The following is a 22376-nucleotide window of genomic DNA, read 5'->3' as shown; positions in this document are numbered from 1 at the left end:
GTTAAAAGTTTAGACGGATCAGCATGTTAATTCTGTTAGTGGGGAAATTGAGTGGCGGAAGCGCAGTGAAATTTCGGGAATATTTTGTTCCTAATAACTTGAACCAGTTTAATTATATAGGCCTATGCTTATCCGAGGAACACAAATACATATTGTGACTTTCAGCTTCATCTTACTGGAGTTTTGCATGTTTATCTGGCAGATGGCGAGATATTTTTACCGTTTACGCGACAGGCACAGGGGATGGTATATTATGTTGTTGCTTTTACTGTTACTGTATAATGTAACCAACGGACTTTTTCCTGATCCCAATATCGCTTTACCGGTTAAAACCCAGAATATGATCGCTTATGGTACCACGTTTATCATTATATCCTATTTCCCGTTTTATTTTTACAAGGAATTTGATCTTACAGTCTTGCGGAAGCATGTTCTTTATGGAGTGCCGCTGTTTTTGATATTACCTTATATGCTATTCTTTGTTATTATGTACACTATCAACGGCGAACTTAAAAAAGACGTCAGTTACGGTGTTATTTTGCCTTTCGCTTATTCCCTCGTATTACTTTGGGTCATTTTCCGTGCAATCAGGATCCGGTATCGGCAGAATAGAAATGATCATTTTTATTTAGAAGAGATAAGTGTCTACTGCGCCATCTTGCCTTGGGTACCTATGACCGTATTTGCCTGGCTGGAAGTTGGGCAGGTTGTACAAAGCTTATGCGCCAATTTGGGTTTCTTTGTTATTACGATTATATTCTTTTATCAATCTGCAAAGCGTGCTATGTTGGAATATCTGGAGGAAAACGCGATCACAATTGGAGAAACAAATCCATATCTATTTCAGGCTAACTGCTTACATTTTGATCTTACCAAAATGGAGATCCTGATCATTCAACATTTATACAAGGGGCGGAGTAATAAAGAGATCGCTGATCTGATGTCTATTTCAGAAAACACGGTTAAAAAGCATATTCAAAATGCCTATCGCAAAGCAGCTGTAAAAAATCGAGCAGCATTGATTTACAAATTGCAGAGTCACCACAGTTCGGTAACTTAAACGGTTTGTCATGAAAACTAATACTATTTAATAAGAATAAATACCCGATCTGAGCATTTACAGCATTCAATATCCAAACTAATTTTGACCACAAATTTAGCCATCGCGATAGCGGTAGTAAGTATTGGATTTAAGATCAGGACCATGGCAGCAGAGGAATTATATAAACATTTATTTAATGTAAAAAATCTGCCGGCGGCATTATCAGACCAGGATGAACGTCAGAGATTAATGGCATATCTGGATAGTGTTATCGGACATAGTTATCATCAGCGCAATCAACTTTTACTTAGCGAGGGACAAGAGGCTCTGTATATTTATTTTTTAGAGAAGGGTTTTGCGAGAGGTTACTATTATGATAGGGAGACGGGTCAGGAGCGTACGGTAATCCTTTGGGATGAGCTTTCCATCGTTACCGATCCATCCGGTTTTTTTGAGAAAATGCCATCCGGCATTAATATAGAAGTAATGGCGGGAAGCAGCCTGCTTTTTATCTCCCGTCAACAGTTGGACGACCTCTATCAATCATTTCCCTATGCGGAGGCATTCACCTTCCGTATGACTTCTTACTACAGTGCTCATTTTGCCAAAAGAAGCCACGACCTGGTTAGTTTATCCGCATGGGAACGGTACCAACAGGTTTTGAAACATTATCCGAAAATAGAATTAAAGATCACCAAAAGAATTATTGCCTCTTATATCGACATCGCTCCGCAGTCGCTCAGCCGTCTGATCAAGGCAAAAGGCTATCCAAAAAACGGGTTCTCCGTTTAGGGCTTAACCTGTGTTAACTTTCTGAATAACCTATGTTAAATCATTTCGCCACATAGGTGTAGTGGTATTCACAACAGGTGCGTGTAACTTTAACTCTTAGTTACAAACCCCGATAACCCTGAATTAAATACTTAACCGCTTACCTGAAAACGGTAATACAAAAAAGAAAGGATCATTTAGTGACAAAGAGTTTTCAAATCATCGGCAGGTTATGTACCCGCCTGTAACTAAAGTTACGAATTAGACAGATGGCCCAATATTTACAGTTATGGAAAGCATCATTACAAACGATACAAAATTTCAGGTTCCGACATCGACGAAGGAAAAAATAATAACTGCCATTTGCTGGTTATGCATGGCGTTATTCCTTTATACCGCTTACGCCAAAATAGTCGATCATGCCCGTTTCCTCGCGGGCCTGACAAGAGTACACCTCATCAGTGGTTTCGCTGTATTCATTTCTTTTGCCGTTCCGGTTGTTGAGATTTTAGTCGCTTTGTTGTTATTAATCCCGCGAACTGCCAAAGCCGGACTTTATGGCTTTATTGCAGCGATGTCGTCGTTTACGATCTATATCATCAGCGCGATGACTTGGGAGAAAGACTTACCATGTCACTGTGGGGGTGCCATCGAAAAATTAAGCTGGGGCCAGCATATATGGTTCAATCTTGCATTCATAGGATTAGCAATATTTGCTCTCTGGCTAATGCATTTATATAAAACTTCAAAAATTAAAAGGAAATGAAAAATTTTAAAAAAATCGCCTTTGGCCTATTGGTAGGTGCAATGGCAATCGGTTTTAGCGCATTCACAAGCGCAAAAAGTAATAATTACGTTAGAGTATCAAAGGCTTTAAAGGCCGGATTGATAGTTGACAATTTTATTGTTCAACCGACCTTAGATAATTTTACCGAACAGAGCGCTGTAAATACAGGGATGTGTCACAGCACCGCAACCAGGCAGTGCGCTTATTCTGTAACAACAACCGGCAAGGCTAATATACCGGATCAATCCTCCTATTCGGCCGACGATATTGACGATTATGTTTCAAATGGTTGGTTAAGTCCGGCATCAGGATCAAGCGCAGCCTTATATTAAATATAAAAAAGCTTAGGTTATAAATTTATAACCTAAGCTTTTTTTACAAGTGTTGGGTTAAAAAATCGATGAAAGAAGTTTTATCAGTCCGTGGATCTGGAGGACTGGTAGTAATTATTTTTCCTTGTTTTGAAATTATTAGCAATGTTGGATATGAGTCTATGTTATAATTTTTAACAAAAGAAGAGTGACCATTCATCCCTTCTAATAAATTTATTTCATATTTACTACTGTACATTTCTTCTTTTAAACTTTTTATCCATAAATTTTTGTCTCTGTCAATACTTATTGATACAAATGCTATATGAGGATTGGATTTGTAAGATTCTATAATGGGTTTCAAAGCTTCTGCCATACCGAGACATCCATGACAACCAGTGAACCAAAAATCGATTATAATTAATTTACCCTTGAAATTATTTAATGAAATTTCCTTACCATCTTTATCAGGAAATTTGAAGGGATATGCATTTGCCCCTAATTCGTTAGCATTCTTAATTTGCGATAGGGCAAATTGGATGCGTCCAACTTTTGCCTCATCTATTGCTTCGTCGATACAGTTAATAAAGTCACCCTGTTTGGATCTGTCAATATTTAAAAAGGCTAAAAGCTTAATTTTATCTTTAATTATCCCTACTCTATAATGTGAGTTTATTTCGTCATTAATCTTTTTAAAATTAACATCATCGTTTTTGGGGTTTTCTGTCTTAGAAAGCCGAGCAAATGCTACTTCTTTGGCAATTAAAAAATCGCAATAGTTATAAGATTTTAGCAATAAAGAGTCATTATCAGATGGAGAAGTATTATAGCTTGAATAATATTTAAAAAATATTTTCTTTGCGGCATCACGAAAATCAGCTTGGCCTTCAATCATAAAAGGTACAGAGCATTGATCAATAACACGTTGATTATTCTGACTCCAACAATCAATTTTGATCAACTGAAATACTTTAGTGCTTAGTTTTGTTTTATAATTATCTAAAATATTTAATTGCACATTATATAAGGAGTCTCTTTGATATTTACAGTAATTGTATGCGCTTTCGTAATTTTTATCTTTTAGGAACAGATTAAATTTTTTGATGTTATTAGGATGATTATTATTGCCGATACGATACATGCAATTATACTTGTCAGCGTCTTTTCCTAAGAAATAGGCCTGATTTTTTTTGTTTGTTAAGTGTAATTCGACGGTATCTCCCGATTGAAAAATAAATAAATTATTGGCGTGGTTAATATCCCGCAATGCCTCTAATCTATTGTCCATTAAGGAAATCCTTCCATAATTTAAAAAAGTTGACAATGGGATAATAAGCCTGGTCTTGTGGCCCGTTATCTTAAATGTATAATAGTCTGTCTCTATTTTAGAAGCAGTATTAATATCATTTATACTCATGTTAAATTCAAGTGAATCATTGTTAATCATGATGGGAGCTTCAACAATAACATCTACAACAGTGAATAAATTATGATTTTTTTTTCGTGCAAGCGCACTATTAACGGTAAAAGTTATATAGCTAATAATTATCCCAATTATTAGAAAGTATCTATAAAGTATTTTCATTGGATTATTTAAATTTGAATTATCTTGGATTTTGTTGGATACCGCTCAAAGCGATCTCATCGCTCGGAATAGGCATTACCCAACGATTATCATTAGGTGGTAAACTATAGGTTGTGCCGTTAAGAACACGGGTTAAAGTAATATTTGCTCCTTCTTTATTAAATCGTTTTAAGTCATACCATCGCACTCCACGCCAAATCAATTCTTTACTACGTTCAGTCAATATTGTAGATAAAGCGTCAGCTGCTGAAGACGCCCTTAAGGGTATAAAAGGCGTTGCTTTATTATGCCGTTTAACCAACAATTGATTTAGCTTATCCATTGCAGCACTCGTTTGTCCATCTCTTGCCAGGCACTCTGCTTTTATTAGATATAATTCATCCGTTGCAAAACCAGTAAATGGATAATATCCCAACCCATAATAGCCAACCTTTCTATAATAGGTGCCATCAGAAAACTTTCCGAAATAAATAGAAAGTCGCAGATCATCCGATTTATATAAATTAATGTAAGTAGAAGGTATTCTTCCTAACGAAAAGTTAGCAGTCGTTGGGAAATCGCCGTATCTGTTGACCTGAGCGGTACTGTAAATTAGTTCATTATTGTTCGTTGGGGTAAACGGATTATCGGTTGTAGTATCTACTGTATTATAATCAATGAGTGTGCTATATAAATTCAATGCCTGATCTGCGTTTGCCTCAGCTTGCTGATAGTTCCGCATGTCAAGATAGATGCGTGCTAAAAGAGCATAGGCTGCAATTTTTGAAGGACGGTTTAAATTTGTGGATGGGCGTATTGCGGGCAATAAACTGGTTGCTATGGTTAAGTCACTAAAAATCTGGTCAAAGCTTTGCTGAAGGGTTGACCTTTGTTGGATATTGTCAATCCCCGATTTAAGTTTTAGCGGAATACCTAAATCAGTGCTTGCGCTTGACGCATCATAAGCCTTACAAAAAGTACGGGTGAGGTCATAAAAGGCAAATGCCCGGTCAAATAAAGCCTGCCCCTTTATATATTGTGCTTGTGAGGTTGCTAAGCTGTCTGATTTAGAGAGTCCATCTAATACATTATTGGCATAGAAAACTTGCTGGTATAATGTGTTCCAATCTGAAATATTAACATCACCTCCATAAATGTCCTTTGCCCATATATATGCATTTCTTTCTGTAGGTATGCCATTTGGCCAGTCATTGTCTGAAACGCTAATATCGTCAGATGAAAGTTGATCAAGCCCTCCTGTCAAGTTAAAGACGGTGGTATTATCGAGGAGTCCTTGAAAATCGGTTAGGGAAGTAGGGGTTAGAATATTTGAAGCCGGTTTTTTATCCAGGAACTCAGTTTTATTACAAGAACAAAGAGCGAATAACCCTATGATGTATATGCATTGTTTTAAATTTTTCATTTCCGTTTTGTTATGGTAAGCACTTAATTATAGATCCGCCTTTACACCAAAAGCGATAGTCCGGGGAATTGGAAAGCCGGTAGGATAATCCGGGTCGATATGGTATTTATTTGCCCTCCAAAGAATACCTATATTGTTCATATAGACAAAAAAATTCAGATTTTTGAAAGGCAGGCGAGGATTACTTTTTACCGTATAACCTAATCGAATGTCCTGTAAACGAATGTTATCTCCCTTTTCTACCAACACATTGGAATAGGTATATAAATTTGTTCGGGAAGTATTTGCAGGATAAATCAAAGCCGGGACATTTGTGGTTAATTCGTCCCCTGGTTTTTGCCATCGGTTTTCGTAATCAGATTGCTGGTAACTGCTCACGCCTCCGGCTGCATTATAAAGCGAACTATTATTTAAAGAATTTCTCCTAAAATAGTAGCCCAACTTATACATGATATTAAATGATAGGTCAAACCCATTATACTTAAAGGTGTTAAGCAGGCTCCCGAATGAAGTTGGTGTCGCTGGGCCGTTATAGACAAGTTCATTACGATTTGTGGAATTCATAATTCCAGAGTAACTCGTACTGATCTGACCATTTAAATAGCCTTGTGGATTGCCTAATGCATTCAGTCCGGCATATTTAAAGCTAAAAATGGAATAGTATGGATAACCTTGAAGCGGGTTATTGTAATTTGATGAAACAACATTTAGATTACTACCGTTGCTTACCTTATAATTTGTCACGCGGTTTTGAACCTGATTATATAACAGGGTTGTAAACCATTTAAATGCGCCATTAAGGTTAATGCTATTTAATTGCACATCTATTCCCTTCGTTACTGTATTGGCTGAATTTCCAGTATAAAGAGTAATGCCGGTTTGCGGCGCTATTGGACTATTTCCAATCAGGTCCATGCCATTCTTCCGCCAAACATCTATACTGCCATTAAGCCTGTCATCCTTAATGCCAAAATCTACCCCGATATTAAAGTTTTGATCCTTTTCCCAGCGTAAGGATGGATTTGGAGGATTGACGATCAAGTTATAGGTTTGATTATAAGGCAGCGTTTGAGTACCACTCATAGCCGTTAAATAAGCAGATACACTGGTATTTACGTTGCCGGTATATCCATAGGTAGCTCGAATTTTTAATTGAGGCAGCCAGTCAATTTTATAAAAACTTTCCTTGTTGGCAACCCAAGCTATTCCAGCACTCCATAATGGCACACCTTTTTGATTTTCCGAAACCCCAAAGAGATTCGACTCATCGCGCCGTGCGCTTAATGAAACTATATACCTATCATCATAAATATAAGAGCCGTTAAAATATTCAGAAAAGAACCTGTTAACAGCACCTAATTGAGAAGTGTTAGGATTTATTTGTACAGTTGTTCTATTATAGAAATTATTATAAATTCCCGTAAAATTTATTGCAGAATTAAGATTTGTCCCAGTTTCGGGATTGTATCCATAGAAGGCGTAAGTATTATTGATGGAGTTATAATTATCAATCTCAGTACCAGCAACAACATTTAAAGCGTGTTTACCCCAAACATTTTCATAGTTTAACTGAAAACGACCGTCATTCGAACTGATATCTGTTTGGCTATTATTTAAGATTCCCCCTAATGGTATTGGATAAGTTACAGTGCCAGTAACGGGATCAATTTGTGTAAAGGTATTTATCAGGTTCCGGGTGTAATAAGATTGTAGTTCATTTACAGTGTTATTCTCAGTAATTCCTTTTTCATAACTATATAGTGCGGAAGCCTTTAAGCCTTTTAGTATCTTGTAAGTTAACGAAACATTTATTCGATAATCTGTTTGGTTAGTAATGCCCGTGCTGTAACCGTTATTTAATTCATCAAGAGGCCGATACAACCAGTTAAGAAGCTGGCCGTTACCTGCGGTAGATGCATAAGAAAGCCGGAGCGTGTTTGCCACGGGCAGAGGATTGCCATTAGCATCAGCTATTTGGGTGTAAGGATAGGATGGTTGAAAAGTAGTACCGGATTTGGTTTTACTTCCCGTGTAAATTAAATTGGAAAATAGTTCAAGCTTGTTTTTTAAAAAATAGTAGGTATTACTGGCGTTTAATGTTACTCTATCATAAGCACTTCCAACCGAATTGCTAAGGTCATTATCATACCCCGCTGATACAAAATACTTCTGCGAAGCGCTACCGCCACTGATACTTGCTTGATATTGCTGATTTACACTCGGCCTGTAGAAATATTTAAGTAATTGCTGTCTTACATCGTAGCTTTTTAGAGTATTTATTTGAGAGAGCGAGTCTGCAATCGAAATAGTTCCGTTTCGCCTTGCAACGAAAATTTCTACGGCGGGAGACAGCGCGCCGTAACCATTATTGATTGTATTATTATAGGCACCTTTATTAAAAAGAAATTGCTCGACCCCGATATATTCAGCTGAACTTAGTTGGGGTCTATAGTAAAGATTAGGTTTTGCGCCAATGGTAGTATTTGCTGTAACACTAACGGTCGGAGCTAAATTTAACCGTCCTTTTTTTGTAGTTATTACTATTACACCGTTACCACTTCGAGAGCCCCATGCGGATGCTGCCGCCGCATCTTTTAAAATGGTAATATTTTCGATGTCATTTGGGTTGATGTTATTTAAATCACCATCGTAGGGGAAATTATCTATTATTACCAATGGGTTGGGATTGGAAAATAAAGTTGCTCGCCCGCGTATTTCAATGGTAGCTTGCTGAAACTGATGTGCATTGTTGTTATTAAACGTTAATCCACTTGTAACACCATTTAGTCGGTCTAAAATATTAGTAGAAACTGAACGATTTATAAGACTGTTGTCAATTTGAACAAAACTACCAGTCGCCCTTTCTTTAGGAATAGTCTGATAGCCGGTTGATACTATCGATACTTCATTAAGCTGATTGCTGCCACTATCAAGCGCAATTATTAAATAGTTTGAATTTGTTACTGTAATTTCTTTGGTCAAATACCCGACAAATGAAACTTGTAAAATTGTACTGTCAGCAACGTTATTAATTTCAAATTCGCCTTTACTATCCGTTGTTGCCAAAGCTGGCCCATCTTTAATTTTTATCGTGGCCCCAGGCAAGGGTGATCCATTACCATCGGTAACTTTGCCCTTTATTGGAAATCCCTGTTTTTGACCTTGCTCTTGCGTGGGCTGCCTGGAGTTTGTATTATCGAATTTTACAACGATTTGGTCGCCTATAATTTCGTAAGTCAGTGTGAGTGGCGCTAACAGATCAGTCAGCACTTTACTGACTGGCTGATCTTTTGCATGAATAGTTACAGGATTTTTTAGAATGCCTTTGGCATTACTATATATTATTCCTATGTGCGCTTGTTTAGAAATTTGGTCGAGCGTCTCTTTTAATGTTTTCTTTTCAATGTCAATGGTAATGCGCTTATTCAAGTCTTGTGACCGCGCTGTTTCGGTTGCCAGCGCGCAGTTTAAAAAGCACGTTGTGGCAAGGGTTAATACAAATGACTTGTATCTTAATCTGGAGCGTAAATATCGGAGCATAATGTTTAAATAATTGGGTTAAGTGAGAATATGATACGTAATCCTGATAGGCCGATTAGCGGTGGTGACTGTCGAATAAGCCACAAAAAGGGCAATACCATCCCCGTAAAGCAATTTTTCATTTTTTTGCAGTTAAGTGTGTTCGTTAAAATTTGATTAATTGACTACCTGAAACAGCATTCCTTAATTATCTTATTCTTATGCTATCTGTCACTACATCCCCCCTTTATAAAATATCCTTTATCTGTTTGTTTAATAGTAGCGCCTATAGCTTCGGCCAGTTGGCGTAATACAATCTCTATCGGCTTCGTTGTGTCAAATTCGCCATAGCAAAGACAGGTTGCTGACTTGTTTTCTAATTCTATGGACTGATTATAATAATGCTCAAAGTCCGCAATGACATCCGGCACTGGCGTGCCGTCATAACTTAGGATGCCATTCCTTTTTTTTATTACAGGCTCAATCGTTGCTACTGTTTTATCGGTTAATGTTCCTTGCGTGTTATTGTAGATGGCCTGTTGTTTCGGCTTTAAGATAACCTCTGACAGCTTTTCCTTTTGCGGCGACAACATGGAAACCTTGACAATGCCAGTGACTACGGTAACATTATAAATATTCTGCTTGCTAAAAGATTTGATATTAAAAGAAGTACCGACAACTTGTGTCTGCATCCGTCCACTGTGGATGATAAATGGATGGGTTTTGTCTTTAGCAACTTCAAAAAAGGCTTCGCCGTCCAGCCAAACTTCTCGATAATTATTTATTAACTGATCTGCATATCTTAAACTGCCGGACGGACTAAGCCATATCTTGGTGCCATCGAATAATTGGATTAATTTTCGTTGACCTTTTTGAGTTGCTAACTGTTGGATTTGTGGGATAATTTGATTTTCATTTCTGTTAGTGAAATGCCTGAATAACATAAATATGGTTGCTGAACCAATGAACAACCATACGGCGGCGATCTTCAGCCAGGTATTAGGAATTTTATAGGGGGATTTTACCGGTTTAGTATCAGGGATTTGTGCCCGAATTTCACTTAATAAAACTGATTTTACCTTGTCGATTGCTCTATCCTCCGATTTCGGCAACATCGGTTCAGGCATATCTTTTGTCAGTTCATCAGCAATTAAATCATTGAAAAGTTCTTCGTTCTCTTGCTTACTGATTAACTTAAAAAGTTCTTTGATTTCAGCAGATGTACACTGAAAATCGAGGTGTTTGCGGAAAAGGGTTTCAATATAAGTCCGATCTTTCACTGTTGGGTAATTTCCCAACAATAACCGTTAGTGCCCAAAAGGGGCTATTCGAATTTTATTTTTCTTGTAAAATCTGTTAATTTTCTTTTTTATGAGAATGTTTTAGACTTTTGATAAGTTGTCATTTTTCTAATATGCAACGCTGTTGGTTTAGCCCTTCTGTTCCTTTAATTTGGGAATAGGAGGCACAGCCAGCCGCGCCTTCAGCCGGTGGGTCAATTCATGATGTGCGGGCACCAATACACTCGCCAGGCCAACTAAAATCAGCAGCTCAAATACAGGCCTGTGACCCGTCAGACGTTCTATGAAGGGATGAATGAGCAGGGTAATAAACTCAAACACTAATAATAGAGAAAGAACGCCCAGGAAATCAATAACCCGGCGGTGAAGCCTCGTGCGGCGTAAACGGAAGATCAAAAGAATGAATATTGGAATGAATATCGCAATAGCGATCAGCTGTAGATCTTCTTTCCGCTCCTGTTCCGCTTCGCGTTGTTTTTCGGCCTGCTCCCGGCGCTCCTGCTCGTCAGCTGCAACCAGGTTCTCAAAAGCACGGGTCTTTTCAGAATCGAAGAGTTTTTGGTTAAGTTCCAGCGCCGTCCTATAATAATAAGTCGCTTTTTTCTGATCATAGCCGTCATATTGTTTAGCCAGCTTGTTAGCTGCCTCCATCACACCGTTCTCATAAGGAATGCTTTTGCAAATCTCCAATTGTTTTTCGGAATACCTGATCGCCGAATCTCGCGGGCCAGCAGCTATATAATAATCAGACAGGAAAGTATATGCATCCGTAACAACGGCGAGATTGCGCATTTTGAGTAGCGCCAAAGCCTTATAAATAAATGGCAAACCTATCTCGGGTTGTTTCAGCAACAGGTAAGTATGTCCCATGCCCACATAAACCTGTCCTTTTAAGGTTTCATCATTTAACTGTCCAGCCAGTTCGTTGGCGCGTTGGTCGTAAACCAACGCCTGCCGGGGTTGGCCCAACTTATCATAATAATAGGACATATAGTAATAAGCACTCGCCAGCTTATGTTTATTGTTTATCTTCCTGATCCAGTTAATAGATTGTTGCGTATAATAAATAGCTTTTTGCTGATCTTTCTGGTCATCATAAATACCACCGATGTTGTCATATGCTGTCAGGATCAGGTATGGATTACCGGTCTCCTGTGCATTTTTTAAGCAGAAAAAAGCATTTTTGATTGCCAGCGGGTAGTTCCCTTGACTCTGATAAATCACACTCCTATAAAGCTGACCATAGCTGATATAGTAGGGGTTATGGATTTGTTGTGCCAGTCTCAGCCCCTCCTCGATAAAACGCGAGGCAACACTAAGATCTTTAACCACGGCTGCCACGCGATAAGCATACTGTATTTTAAGTGTGTCTGCCGTGGCAGAGCGATAAATACGGGTGAGGCTGTCGATGGTTTTTTGCTGCGCATATACCAACTGAGAAACCAGGAAAAATAATAAGATAAGGATTTTTTTGCTCATGCCGTGAATTTAGCGATTTCTTTCCTGCTGCCAATCTGTTAAGGTAAAACCGTATTGAGTTTACTATTTGTACCATAGCCGCCATTTCCCCGATTTAGTGGCGGAGACATCTGGAAATTTCTTTGGATACTAAAATTAGGGTCTTTTAAAATTTTATTGACAAAACTCTCCGATTGATAAGCCAAGTAGCGGAATACAACTTTTGCAGATTTTCATAAACATCAATAACGTCTTTGGCAGTAAGGGTTTCAGTTGCGGCTTTATTAGACAATGCAACATGCAGCCATTCATGAAGTATATCTTTATATTGCTCTAATGTTAGTTCCTTAAAAAACTTTTTTATTGTCTTTAAAGGGTTTAAAAGTTGTTTGCTTGGAAGATCTCTTGGGAAATATTCCAAATCAATTTTTTCCTGCTCGATCCGATTTTTATCGCTTAAAACGTATAATGATAAAAGTTCACGATATTTCAGTAAATGATCAGCGGCTTCTACTAACTGCAAAGTCTCCTCATAAACGGCAAGGACATGGGCGGCCCCATGCCGGCCTGTATATTGCTTTTCGTTAATAACGAAATGGCGCCATATTTTTAAATCCTTCCGATGCTCTTTCGGTATGCCCGCTGAAAAAAAATCATTGAGAAAGATTAACGCAATTTGCAAATCTTCGTCAATAAAACTTAGCCTTTGTTCAGCAGTTACCATAATTGAAAAAGTAATTTTGAATATGTATTAAGGATATGGAGCAGGTAATAAACAGTATGGCTACATCATTGTGTAAGAGAAAAAATTCTTTTACAGACTTATTAGCGGCTACAATTTGATTTCGGATTGTTTCTGTTGAGATGCCTAAGAGTTCGCCGGCTTCCTGATAACTTTTGCCTTCAAATTTACAGAGCTTAAAAACCTTTTTTCGTTGTGGGGGCAGGTTTTCAATCGCACGAGCTAACAGGTCATGAATTTCCTTGTCAATTATAATATCTTCTGTAGGGGTTACATGGTCTACAGTAGTAATTATCAAATGATTGATTAGGCGTTTATCCTGGGCAATCTTTCTAAAGTGTTTTAATACTAACCAGTTTGCTGTCTTATATAAAAAAGCTGAAATTTTCTTGTCAGGATCAATTTGTTCGCGTTTTATCCATATTGTTAAGAAAAGCTCTTGTAAAAGTTCTTGAGCAATTTCTTCGTCTTTAACTAAGAATAAAATGTTGCGGTATAGCGGTTTACTGAAATGGTCGTAAATTTTAGAAAAAGCAAGTTCGCTGCCCTGTTGGAGCTGATGAAGTAGGAAAGATAAGTTTACTTCATTACTTGATTTGTGATAATCATTACTCATTGTCGTAGGGATTGAATAACCTCGACAATGCAACTAACCCCCAAAAGGGGCCAGGCTACTATTGATTAACACACGACAGACCGCGTAGGATCGGTGAGGCGAAGCGCTCGAAAGCACCTGTCTCTATTGCCCGAAGGCAATACTGGGAAGCTAAATCGCAAGTAGGCCTGGTAGCCTGTAATAAATTACAGGTGTATTACCAGGCGCTCACTTGTCCTCTATGCTTCCGTTGAATTTCCTACGTTCGTGTGGTTGCGAGGCTCTTGGTGAGCACCTTAATTCCGTCTAATATGGTGCTGCAAAAATATTTAAATCATTTACCTTTTCTAATTATATGTTATGTAAAGGTAAATCTAATAAAAATAATTTACACATGAGTAATTTTTTAATTACATATATGTAATTAAAAAAAGACCTAAATATTAATTCTTCCGAAATTGGTCTTTAATACTATGGAAGAAGATAATGCTAAGTTTAAAGCACAACAAAAAGATAAAGATTTAGCGTTAATAAAGGCTGCTTTTGAGAACGGAAAAATTGAAAAAATGAGTGATTTGGAAAAATTAAGTTCAACAAAAATAGCGGCATTAACTGGAATCAATCAAGGTCGGTATGGTTCGAAATTATTTCATCCTGAAAAATTTACTCCTTCTGAAATTATCAGGATTTCAATTGTACTGGATGTTGATGAAAGTTATATAATGAAGGTTATAAAGAAACAGTTAATGCGTACGGAATTGGAGAGGGTTAATAAGAATAGAATTAAATATTATAGCAAAAAAACCTAAAGAATTTTTTCGCTCAATTTTTACCACCTTATTTAATGTTCAATTATTTTTTTGCTAACCCTTTAAATTTACTGAACAAAATGAACAACGTAAATATTTCAAGATGAAATATATTTACGTTTTTATTTGCTCATGCCTTTATCTCAGACCTTTCCCGATTTTGATTACGATATTACTTTATTGAGCAAATATATACCATCTTCTACGGTCATTACAATCCTTTTAAAGGATAAAACTATTATCCATTTTTCCCCCAAAGACAAAGAAGCTTTTCTTAAGTGGCTAACCGATCATCAAATTGAGAATATTAAGTGAATCAACTTACCTAATAGTTACGATACTACTGTTCCGTAAAACTTACTTTCATAATTTTTGACTTTTAAAAAGTAACATCGCAAATCTTTCAAATAGCTGCTGATTTAATATAGCGTCTGCGGTCGGTGTGAGATTTATAAAGCAATCATCCTTTAAGACTATTATCTTTTCAGTAATATTCTTCCTTTATACGACTTAATTCAAATTATTTACAATATCGGACTATTACACTCTTTCTTTTTAAATTTCATTTATAATATAAGATAGTTTTCTACAAATACTTTAGCTTCTGGTATCTGCTTTTTTCAGCACGAATATGCAGATATTTCTACCTCATCAAACCCTCATTCTTGCCTTTGCGGTCTTATCATATTATCAGCAGTAAATCCTCTACGAAGAAAATCGCGGACTTGAATATTAATCACCATTTCGGCAATGGATTGCTTCAAAGTAAAATTTGTTGATTTTTCTTTGACAAGGTATATAGTTTGTAAAGCCCCATAATACGGTAAGCCTTAGAATGCTAGCCGAGCTTCAGCGCAGTATGATATGGCAAATTTAGACTCTTAACATTAAAAGCAGACTGATTTGGTAGATTATGAACTTTCTGTCATGGAATTTCACACAATTTAATGATCAAGAATACCTGATTTGATTATATATCAATCATATATCGACTTTTAGTTTTGCACTTCTTAAACATGGGCGAAAAGCTATTGACCGCTCTTCAGAAGCTGATTTTTAACAAACAACTTTTACTTATGATTAATTTGATAAAACAGTTATTTACACAATGGGAAATAATATCATCATTGGTCGGAGGTACCATTCCAGTAACTATGTTAAATTCTTGGGATAAATTGCTAAGCCAAATTGAAATTCACCTTCTGATTTCTGAAAATGAACAAGCATCTATCTTAAAAGCATTTAGCGGGCTCAGTAATCGTATTTATGAGCAGTATAGGAGACATCGAAGAGTTGAGCTGCATTTGTTACTGGATCGCCTGGAACGCTTACTTGCTTATGGCTGCTACCCAAGTAATTATAAGCGAATGTTGATCAAAATTAATATAGCAGGTTTGCAAAAACAAATCAAGGAAATCTTCCATAATTTGGCCGTACCACCAAGTATATCTACAGTGATTATTGATGCGATCAAAGACACTAACCAAAAAGGTATTTTTTCGAATAACGCCGAGGAATTGCTTTCAGACTTGGTCCTCTGGCTTAAAAAATACAAACAGTTGCCCACGGAACAACCATTAATTGACTATCTCATCTCCGTTAATTTTAATCACCCCGGTTTTTCAGAATACTTAATAAGCTATTACAGCAAGCCTATTGGCAATAGCTTAACAGATTTAGCTAATAATGAATTATATCTAATGGAAAGGCAGCGTCATATTGAAAATCTCGGATTACGGGATAGTTGTGGTTTGTGTCTGGACAATTCTGCGTTAGCGACGCAATTAAAAAATTATTTAAAGTCAGAACTGAAATGGTTGCAACGTCGCGGAAAACGATTAAACTACTTAAAAGAATTAGCGGGTGAAACGAATCCTCCATTACAAAAACCTGGTAAAAAACTAAAAACCAAATGGCCAGGCGACAAATCGGACCTAGTTGAACTGGCTTATGCACTTTATGTTTATATGCGTACCAGAGGCAGTAAAGTAATGATCAGCGAATTGGCAAATTGGTTTGAAGATACGTTCGGTATAAGCTTATCCCGTTATTCGCATCGATTTGCAGAAATCAAAATGCGAAAGTCAACGCGGCCATCAAAGTTCTTGGATACCCTCGTTGAAGAATTTTTAAATTACGTGGAAGAAGGGGATGCCTATTCACCCACTTGAGTTTAATATTTAGATTTTTCATTTTAGTTATCCAGTAGTACTGCTTATATTTGAATAAGCTTCAATTATAAAAATCACCGTTATTCGTTCTTATAAATTGTGGCTTGCGACTTTTCTTGTAAATAATTGATAAATAATTGTTAGTACAAAAAAGATCGCTGCAAAGCAGCTGATTACCAGTTGCTTAAAATTGATTAGTAGAAGACTCATAATCTTTTGGTCCCTGGTTCGAGCCCAGGTGGGCGCACAAAGTAGAATTTTTCTATAACAGAACCCTTTAAATCACTGATTTAGAGGGTTCTTTTTTTACAATCATCTTTGTTTATCAATACATTAATAATACCGGTTTAAAGAAAAAAGCTAATAATTAAGGCCGATAATGCCTTTACAAGGATCCATACAAGAATAGAGCTATTGCGAGCAAATAACCTTGCATAAACTTTCCATGTAATAACTCCCCGTCTGATCGCCCATTGATAATTGCAAAAACAATACCCAAATTCAGTTTATAATATATAATTTTAAAGGCTAATGTACTAAGAGCGCAGATGAAACTTAAATCCTTATTTTTTCCTTTACTGATCACCGTATTCGCGATCAACCTACTTTCCTCCTGTAAGGAATTTATTGAACCATCCATCAACAAAAGACAGGTTCAACTAAACGCGCCTGCCAATCAATATCAAAGTACTAGCTATACCATCAACTTTTGGTGGAATGAGGTGGAAGATGCTTTATCATACCACCTACAAGTAGTTACTCCGACATTCGATTCCATCGGAGGCCTAGTCATCGATACTCTTGTTAAAGGTACCAAGTTTTCACTGACTATGAATCCCGGAAACTATGAATGGCGTGTAAGAGCTGAGAACGGAAGTTCACAAACAAATTATTCTGCACCTTTAGACTTCACTGTATTAGCGTCTTCCTTAACAGGTCAAACAATCATGCTGTCCGCTCCGGCTAACAATACTCTAACCAACCAGGCCGCTGTTACGTTCAAGTGGGGTTCTTTGTATAACGCTACTAAATATCACATCCAGATAGACTCTAATAATTTCGCGAATGAAAGTACCGTGGTCAAAGATCAGATAATACCAGGACAACAATTCGCGTTCACTTTTCCCAAGAATCAGGTTTATCAGTGGCGGGTACGTGCAGAAAACGATACAGAACAATCTAAATGGTCAACCATTTACCTAATCACTTATGATAATACGCGTCCGGCTGTGGTTACGCTAAATCAGCCTCAAAACAATGCAACAATAAGCCAACCGGTTAGTTTAACCTGGAATACTGTCACTTCCGCGGTTAAATATAAGCTAAGCGTTTACAAGAGTGATTCCAATACACCTTATAACAATACCTTTCCAGTAATAGTAAATACAACCAGCTTTAGTTTTAATGCGGGCAGCTCAGGTGAACGCATCTTTTGGAAAGTGAGCGCGATCAATGCGGCAGGCAACGAGGGCCAGTCCAGTGATTTAAGGAGTTTTGTTTTGCAGTAAAATGAAAAACAAAAAATTCATCTACTTATTAGGTTTGCTGGTATTGATTGTTTGGGGGATGGTCATTTATCGTATTTTTGTAGCCGTTGGGGATAGTCCTGAACCTTTAACTACCTCAGTAACGAAGATTAAAGAACCTTATGATGACTATGCTATACCAAAAGATACCAGCCATTTGCAATCTAATTATCGTGATCCTTTTGGCATAGTTCCAATCAAAGACACAACAATGGTCAGTACAAAAAAAAATGTTCCGCGAAGTATACCAGTTGCCATTACACCTGGAATAAATTGGACTGCGATCAACTACATGGGGTATATCCAGAATCCAGGTTCAAAAAAACTAATAGCTATTATACATATCAACGGAAAAGAAGTGATGATGACCGAGGGTGAAAGTACCGAACAGTTAAAACTACTTAAAAACCTGCGCGATTCGATCAAAATCAGCTATCATGGTCAAACCAAATTTATAAAGCCAAACCGATAACTTTATGAAACAGTTATTTACTTTATTACTGATCTGTAGCCCAGGTATCTTATTAGCTCAAAAAATGCCGGATTATGGTATTCATCAGATCAGACTCAATGATACTGACAAAATGATACGGGCCGAGATTTTACCTGTGACATCGATGCCCAATGTTAATCCTGAACTGACCTATTACTGGTATGGGACTGGCAGTATTCATCTGCTGCAGGGAGGTTTCAGCGGCCAGCTTTTAAACGGTAGCTATGAAGAATATTATATCAATAAAAACCTGAAAACACAAGGTACCTTTGAAAAGGGTTTAAAAAACGGGGTATGGAAAGACTGGGATAAAGCCGGTAAACTGATTCGGTTATTTACCTGGGAAAATGGTAGCTGGTCGGGGCCGTTTAATATTTATAATGCAAATGGCAAAGTCATTCAATCTGGCAGATATATTCACAACCAGTTAGATGGCCCTATTTCGTTCAACGCAGGAACGGACTCTGCCAAAACCATTCGCTATAAAAAAGGCAAAATAATACCTCCAAAATCAGGTACTTTCCTCAAGCGGATCAATATTTTCAAAAAGAAGACACCTTCACAGGCAAAACCTGCTTCCTGATCTCCGGTATATTTATGCTTAAAGCCTCTGCATTATATATTGTAATTATAATTGCCCTTGTAATCGGCGTTTTATGTTCTGCATTGATTGCCGCTGCTTATTTTTATCAGTCTTCCTACCAGGCCAAGTTCAGATCGGACCGTTTGCAAAACAACATAAACTCCGGTATCAATATATTATTGACCAGTACCGACAGTTCCTACCGGATAGAACGCCATATTAGCCTTTTCGCAGAAGAAAATTCAGATTCCGTTTCCCTCCAAAGATCAGCATGGGGTATATTTGACATTGGTGTTGTGAAAGCCTTTGCTCAAAATGACACCATCTATAAAGTTTTCAGTATAGCCAACGCCATCGACTCCAGTAAGTGGGCAGCGCTCTACCTGATCGATGAGGACCGTCCCCTTTCCCTTAGTGGAAAAACTGCTATAAGCGGTGATGTGTATATTCCAAAGGCTGGTATTAAAACTGCCTATGTAGATAATCAGTCATACACAGGTGATAAAGAATTAGTCAAGGGCAAGCAACATAACAGCGAAAAAAAACTTCCACCACTTGTCTCTACACGATTACAGACTCTCCGACGGTTTGGCAAGCCGTTGCCGGTACATAACAATATGCTGTTAAAGAAACAATCTATTGACCGCTCGTTTCGACAATCCTCTACGATCATTAGTTTAGGAAAACAGGTAACCTCTTTGCAAAACATCAATTTGACCGGGAACATAGTCATAAATTCCGATACAACGCTTACCATTGATAGCAGCGCTCACTTACATCATGTAATCATATTTGCCAGAGCTATTGTTGTTAAAGAAGGGTTTCATGGGAATGGGCAGTTTTATGCCAAAGATTCTATCGGTGTTGAACGTAATTGTAAGTTCACTTACCCTTCTTGTTTAGGTATTTTACGCGATACAACAGCCATTGTTGGTTTCCCGGAAAAAATCAGCTTAGGTGAAAACACGCAGTTCACGGGTGTTATTTTTACTTATGAAAAAGCAAAAAACACTTTACCTCCAGACATTATTCTGGGTAAAAACACAATTGTTGCCGGACAAATTTATGCACAGGGTACACTATCCCTAAAAGCCGGTACCAGCATAGCGGGAAATGTCATGACCTCCCGTTTCCTTTATAAAAGTGAAATTACGACCTACGAAAATTATCTTATTAATATCACCATTAACTCGGCTGCGCTTTCGCGATATTATTTAACAAGCGACCTTACGCCAGTCTCTGGTCAACAGAAAAAAATATTGCAATGGCTAGAGGTAAAATAAAAATACACGGCAAGCTTACAGCTTCAACGATCCTGGAGGTAGTGGTTTCCATGGTTATTATTATCCTGGTATTTGGCACTGCCATGATGATCTTTACTAACGTAACCAAACTCTCCCTTTCTGTCAAAAAACTACGGGCACAGGCTATATTACAGGAAGTCTTATTGCAGGGCACCTCAATCAACGAGGATAAAAGCGGATCAAGTCAGGTCGATGGATTTCGCATTGAACAACAACTTAAACCAGTTGAAAATGAACCTAAACTTACCGAACTAACACTAACAATTTTTGATGATAACCAGGAACAAGTGGCACAAGTACAACAAATAATCGTTAAGGATCATGTCTCAAACTAAACTTAAAGCATTCACGATTATGGAAATTACCATTACTATGCTGTTGGCAGCCATTGTAATTAGTATAACATACACAGCTTATACTATTATCAGCAAATCCTATATCGGTTTTACCAATAAAAACAAGGATATATCCACGATTGTCCAGTTAGATAAGCTTTTAAAAAAAGATTTTTATAAAGCATCAGCTATTTTGAGAGATAAACAAAGAATCCTGTTTAAAACAGACAGCGCTGATATTATCTATGAATTCGGACCCGATCTGGTGACGAGAACACAAGGCATCATCGATACCTTTAAAATACAAACGGAAACCATGAATACGACTTTTGAGAGTCAACCATTGAATGACCTCTCCACAACAGATAAGCCAAACCTGTTGGATGACATGGAATGGAAGATCATCTTACAAAACGAAAAAATTCCGTATCATTACCACAAACAATACAGTTCAGTGAATCTTTTTCAAGAAAATATCGATGCCAACAATTGACCTTAGCCGGTACGAAAAGAAGAAAGCAACACCACCCACTCCCCAAAAGAATGATAATGGTGGTGGCTTACTGGCCTTGTTAAATAAGGACATCAGTTTTGGCAGTAAAGAACTAAGCGACAAGAAAAAAGAGTTTCTGTACCTGGAATTGAGTTCTTTGCTCCAGGCAGGTATTAACTTAAAAAGCAGTTTTGAGCTGATCACTGCCAGCCAGGAAAAAGAGAAGGATAAACAACTATTCCAAGACATTCAGGAAAAGGTGTTACAGGGTATCAGTTTTTCAAAAGCGCTGGAAAAAACCGGCAAATTCTCTGTTTACGAAATATTTAGCCTGGAAATTGGAGAAGAGACAGGTAAGCTGACTGAGGTGTTACAAGACCTCGCTAAATTCTATCAAAACAAAGTTAAACAGCGCAGAAAAATCATATCATCACTCAGTTACCCTTGTATTGTAATGTGTACCTCGATGGGTGCTGTATTCTTCATGCTCGAATTTGTTGTACCCATGTTCAGCGATGTATTCACCCGTTTTGGAGGGCAGCTACCCTGGATCACCGCAAAGATCATCAGTATATCAAAAGCAATGGAAAGTAATTTTTTACCTGCTATTCTGTTTTTGGCTTCTATAGCTGGTTTTTTCTGGTATGTACGAAAAACAGAACGTTTCCGTAAAGTCTTCTCCGGGCTATTATTAAAGATTCCCGTTGCTGGGAACCTCGTGCAAAAGATTTACCTGGCACGTTTCTGTAACTCTATGCGTCTGTTGATCAGTGCTCATATACCCTTGCTTCGGGCCATCTCCCTCAGTCGCCAAATGATTGGCTATTACCCGATAGAATCTTCTTTGCAAAAAGTAGAAGACGATATTTTACAGGGTCATGCCCTCCATCAGAGTCTTGAACGATTTAGCATTTATCCTGCAAAAATGATCATGCTGCTAAAAATTGGCGAGGAAAGTAATAAATTGGATTATTTTTTTGCCCGGATATCTGAACAGTATATTGATGAAGTGGAATACCAAACTACCACCCTGAGTAGTATGATGGAACCGCTCATCGTTGTCTTTTTAGGGCTTATTGTGGGCACTATTCTAATTGCCATGTATCTTCCTATGTTCCAGATGAGTAATAGCTTTCAATAAAGTTTGAA

The 22376-nt window shown here is 37.6% G+C and carries 20 protein-coding genes; 13 read left to right on the top strand and 7 right to left on the bottom strand.

From position 1 onward, the window contains the following. The first annotated feature begins 124 nt into the window (after positions 1-124). From G7092_RS01810 to G7092_RS01795, 4 genes are all read left to right on the top strand, one after another. Positions 125-1060: a response regulator transcription factor gene (locus tag G7092_RS01810; RefSeq protein ID WP_166085616.1), complete on the top strand. Its 936-nt coding sequence runs from the start codon at positions 125-127 to the stop codon at positions 1058-1060. Between the two features lie 84 nt (positions 1061-1144). Then, on the top strand, positions 1145-1834 hold the full coding sequence (locus G7092_RS01805) for a Crp/Fnr family transcriptional regulator (protein ID WP_166085614.1): 690 nt from the start codon (positions 1145-1147) through the stop codon (positions 1832-1834). A 268-nt stretch (positions 1835-2102) separates the two neighbouring features. Further along, positions 2103-2579, top strand: a complete 477-nt coding sequence (locus G7092_RS01800) for a MauE/DoxX family redox-associated membrane protein (RefSeq protein WP_166085612.1) — start codon at positions 2103-2105, stop codon at positions 2577-2579. Next, positions 2576-2932, top strand: coding sequence for a hypothetical protein (locus G7092_RS01795; protein WP_166085610.1), 357 nt, complete (start codon positions 2576-2578; stop codon positions 2930-2932). The genes G7092_RS01800 and G7092_RS01795 overlap by 4 nt, the downstream gene beginning before the upstream one ends. A gap of 43 nt (positions 2933-2975) precedes the next feature. Here G7092_RS01795 and G7092_RS01790 read toward each other — a convergent pair whose 3' ends face one another. The 7 genes from G7092_RS01790 to G7092_RS01760 all read right to left on the bottom strand — a co-directional run bounded on the left by G7092_RS01790 (position 2976) and on the right by G7092_RS01760 (position 13534). Continuing rightward, entirely contained in the window at positions 2976-4496 is a 1521-nt protein-coding gene (locus G7092_RS01790) for a TlpA family protein disulfide reductase (RefSeq protein WP_166085608.1), read from the bottom strand. 19 nt (positions 4497-4515) lie between these two features. Beyond that, positions 4516-5898: a RagB/SusD family nutrient uptake outer membrane protein gene (locus G7092_RS01785; RefSeq protein ID WP_166085606.1), complete on the bottom strand. Its 1383-nt coding sequence runs from the start codon at positions 5896-5898 to the stop codon at positions 4516-4518. 27 nt (positions 5899-5925) lie between these two features. Next, positions 5926-9327 (bottom strand): SusC/RagA family TonB-linked outer membrane protein, encoded by a 3402-nt coding sequence (locus G7092_RS01780; RefSeq protein ID WP_166085604.1) that lies wholly within the window; start codon positions 9325-9327, stop codon positions 5926-5928. Between the two features lie 314 nt (positions 9328-9641). Further along, positions 9642-10697, bottom strand: coding sequence for a FecR family protein (locus G7092_RS01775; protein ID WP_166085602.1), 1056 nt, complete (start codon positions 10695-10697; stop codon positions 9642-9644). A 150-nt stretch (positions 10698-10847) separates the two neighbouring features. Further along, positions 10848-12197: a hypothetical protein gene (locus G7092_RS01770; RefSeq protein ID WP_166085600.1), complete on the bottom strand. Its 1350-nt coding sequence runs from the start codon at positions 12195-12197 to the stop codon at positions 10848-10850. A 145-nt stretch (positions 12198-12342) separates the two neighbouring features. Continuing rightward, positions 12343-12900, bottom strand: coding sequence for a hypothetical protein (locus tag G7092_RS01765; RefSeq protein WP_166085598.1), 558 nt, complete (start codon positions 12898-12900; stop codon positions 12343-12345). After that, entirely contained in the window at positions 12887-13534 is a 648-nt protein-coding gene (locus G7092_RS01760; RefSeq protein WP_166085596.1) for an RNA polymerase sigma factor, read from the bottom strand. The genes G7092_RS01765 and G7092_RS01760 overlap by 14 nt, the downstream gene beginning before the upstream one ends. Before the next feature lie 452 nt (positions 13535-13986). Between G7092_RS01760 and G7092_RS01755 the strand changes: the two genes are divergently transcribed. The 9 genes from G7092_RS01755 (at position 13987) to G7092_RS01715 (ending at position 22368) form a co-directional block, all read left to right on the top strand. Beyond that, positions 13987-14322: a hypothetical protein gene (locus G7092_RS01755; RefSeq protein WP_166085594.1), complete on the top strand. Its 336-nt coding sequence runs from the start codon at positions 13987-13989 to the stop codon at positions 14320-14322. A gap of 1016 nt (positions 14323-15338) precedes the next feature. Beyond that, positions 15339-16493 (top strand): RteC domain-containing protein, encoded by a 1155-nt coding sequence (locus G7092_RS01750; protein ID WP_166085592.1) that lies wholly within the window; start codon positions 15339-15341, stop codon positions 16491-16493. Positions 16494-17041: 548 nt separating this feature from the next. Then, the gene (locus G7092_RS01745; protein WP_166085590.1) at positions 17042-18001 is read left to right on the top strand and encodes a fibronectin type III domain-containing protein; all 960 of its coding nucleotides are present in this window, start codon (positions 17042-17044) and stop codon (positions 17999-18001) included. A gap of 1 nt (position 18002) precedes the next feature. Next, complete coding sequence (locus G7092_RS01740; protein WP_166085588.1) at positions 18003-18491, top strand: hypothetical protein; 489 nt, start codon at positions 18003-18005, stop codon at positions 18489-18491. A 4-nt stretch (positions 18492-18495) separates the two neighbouring features. Beyond that, complete coding sequence (locus G7092_RS01735) at positions 18496-19095, top strand: toxin-antitoxin system YwqK family antitoxin (RefSeq protein ID WP_166085586.1); 600 nt, start codon at positions 18496-18498, stop codon at positions 19093-19095. Positions 19096-19109: 14 nt separating this feature from the next. Further along, positions 19110-20378, top strand: a complete 1269-nt coding sequence (locus G7092_RS01730; RefSeq protein ID WP_166085584.1) for a hypothetical protein — start codon at positions 19110-19112, stop codon at positions 20376-20378. Further along, entirely contained in the window at positions 20360-20734 is a 375-nt protein-coding gene (locus G7092_RS01725) for a hypothetical protein (RefSeq protein WP_166085582.1), read from the top strand. The genes G7092_RS01730 and G7092_RS01725 overlap by 19 nt, the downstream gene beginning before the upstream one ends. Further along, positions 20721-21227, top strand: a complete 507-nt coding sequence (locus G7092_RS01720; RefSeq protein ID WP_166085580.1) for a hypothetical protein — start codon at positions 20721-20723, stop codon at positions 21225-21227. The genes G7092_RS01725 and G7092_RS01720 overlap by 14 nt, the downstream gene beginning before the upstream one ends. After that, positions 21214-22368: a type II secretion system F family protein gene (locus G7092_RS01715; protein ID WP_166085578.1), complete on the top strand. Its 1155-nt coding sequence runs from the start codon at positions 21214-21216 to the stop codon at positions 22366-22368. Before G7092_RS01720 ends, G7092_RS01715 begins: the two co-directional genes overlap by 14 nt. Positions 22369-22376: the final 8 nt, after the last annotated feature.

Source organism: Mucilaginibacter inviolabilis, from assembly GCF_011089895.1.
GTDB classification, from domain to species: Bacteria; Bacteroidota; Bacteroidia; order Sphingobacteriales; family Sphingobacteriaceae; genus Mucilaginibacter; species Mucilaginibacter inviolabilis.
The sequence above is the reverse complement of the archived record's forward strand: the minus strand, read 5'-3'. Positions and strand labels throughout refer to the sequence as shown.

Excerpts from the sequence above, each read along its gene's own strand:
- G7092_RS01770 (WP_166085600.1), bottom strand. The coding sequence starts at position 12,197 with ATGAGCAAAAAAATCCTTATCTTATTATTTTTCCTGGTTTCTCAGTTG.
- G7092_RS01755 (WP_166085594.1), top strand. The coding sequence starts at position 13,987 with ATGGAAGAAGATAATGCTAAGTTTAAAGCACAACAAAAAGATAAAGAT.
- G7092_RS01785 (WP_166085606.1), bottom strand. The coding sequence starts at position 5,898 with ATGAAAAATTTAAAACAATGCATATACATCATAGGGTTATTCGCTCTT.
- G7092_RS01730 (WP_166085584.1), top strand. The coding sequence starts at position 19,110 with ATGCTTAAAGCCTCTGCATTATATATTGTAATTATAATTGCCCTTGTA.
- G7092_RS01800 (WP_166085612.1), top strand. The coding sequence starts at position 2,103 with ATGGAAAGCATCATTACAAACGATACAAAATTTCAGGTTCCGACATCG.
- G7092_RS01765 (WP_166085598.1), bottom strand. The coding sequence starts at position 12,900 with ATGGTAACTGCTGAACAAAGGCTAAGTTTTATTGACGAAGATTTGCAA.
- G7092_RS01745 (WP_166085590.1), top strand. The coding sequence starts at position 17,042 with ATGAAACTTAAATCCTTATTTTTTCCTTTACTGATCACCGTATTCGCG.
- G7092_RS01720 (WP_166085580.1), top strand. The coding sequence starts at position 20,721 with ATGTCTCAAACTAAACTTAAAGCATTCACGATTATGGAAATTACCATT.
- G7092_RS01725 (WP_166085582.1), top strand. The coding sequence starts at position 20,360 with ATGGCTAGAGGTAAAATAAAAATACACGGCAAGCTTACAGCTTCAACG.
- G7092_RS01750 (WP_166085592.1), top strand. The coding sequence starts at position 15,339 with ATGGGCGAAAAGCTATTGACCGCTCTTCAGAAGCTGATTTTTAACAAA.
- G7092_RS01760 (WP_166085596.1), bottom strand. The coding sequence starts at position 13,534 with ATGAGTAATGATTATCACAAATCAAGTAATGAAGTAAACTTATCTTTC.
- G7092_RS01790 (WP_166085608.1), bottom strand. The coding sequence starts at position 4,496 with ATGAAAATACTTTATAGATACTTTCTAATAATTGGGATAATTATTAGC.
- G7092_RS01810 (WP_166085616.1), top strand. The coding sequence starts at position 125 with ATGCTTATCCGAGGAACACAAATACATATTGTGACTTTCAGCTTCATC.
- G7092_RS01735 (WP_166085586.1), top strand. The coding sequence starts at position 18,496 with ATGAAACAGTTATTTACTTTATTACTGATCTGTAGCCCAGGTATCTTA.
- G7092_RS01795 (WP_166085610.1), top strand. The coding sequence starts at position 2,576 with ATGAAAAATTTTAAAAAAATCGCCTTTGGCCTATTGGTAGGTGCAATG.
- G7092_RS01715 (WP_166085578.1), top strand. The coding sequence starts at position 21,214 with ATGCCAACAATTGACCTTAGCCGGTACGAAAAGAAGAAAGCAACACCA.
- G7092_RS01740 (WP_166085588.1), top strand. The coding sequence starts at position 18,003 with ATGAAAAACAAAAAATTCATCTACTTATTAGGTTTGCTGGTATTGATT.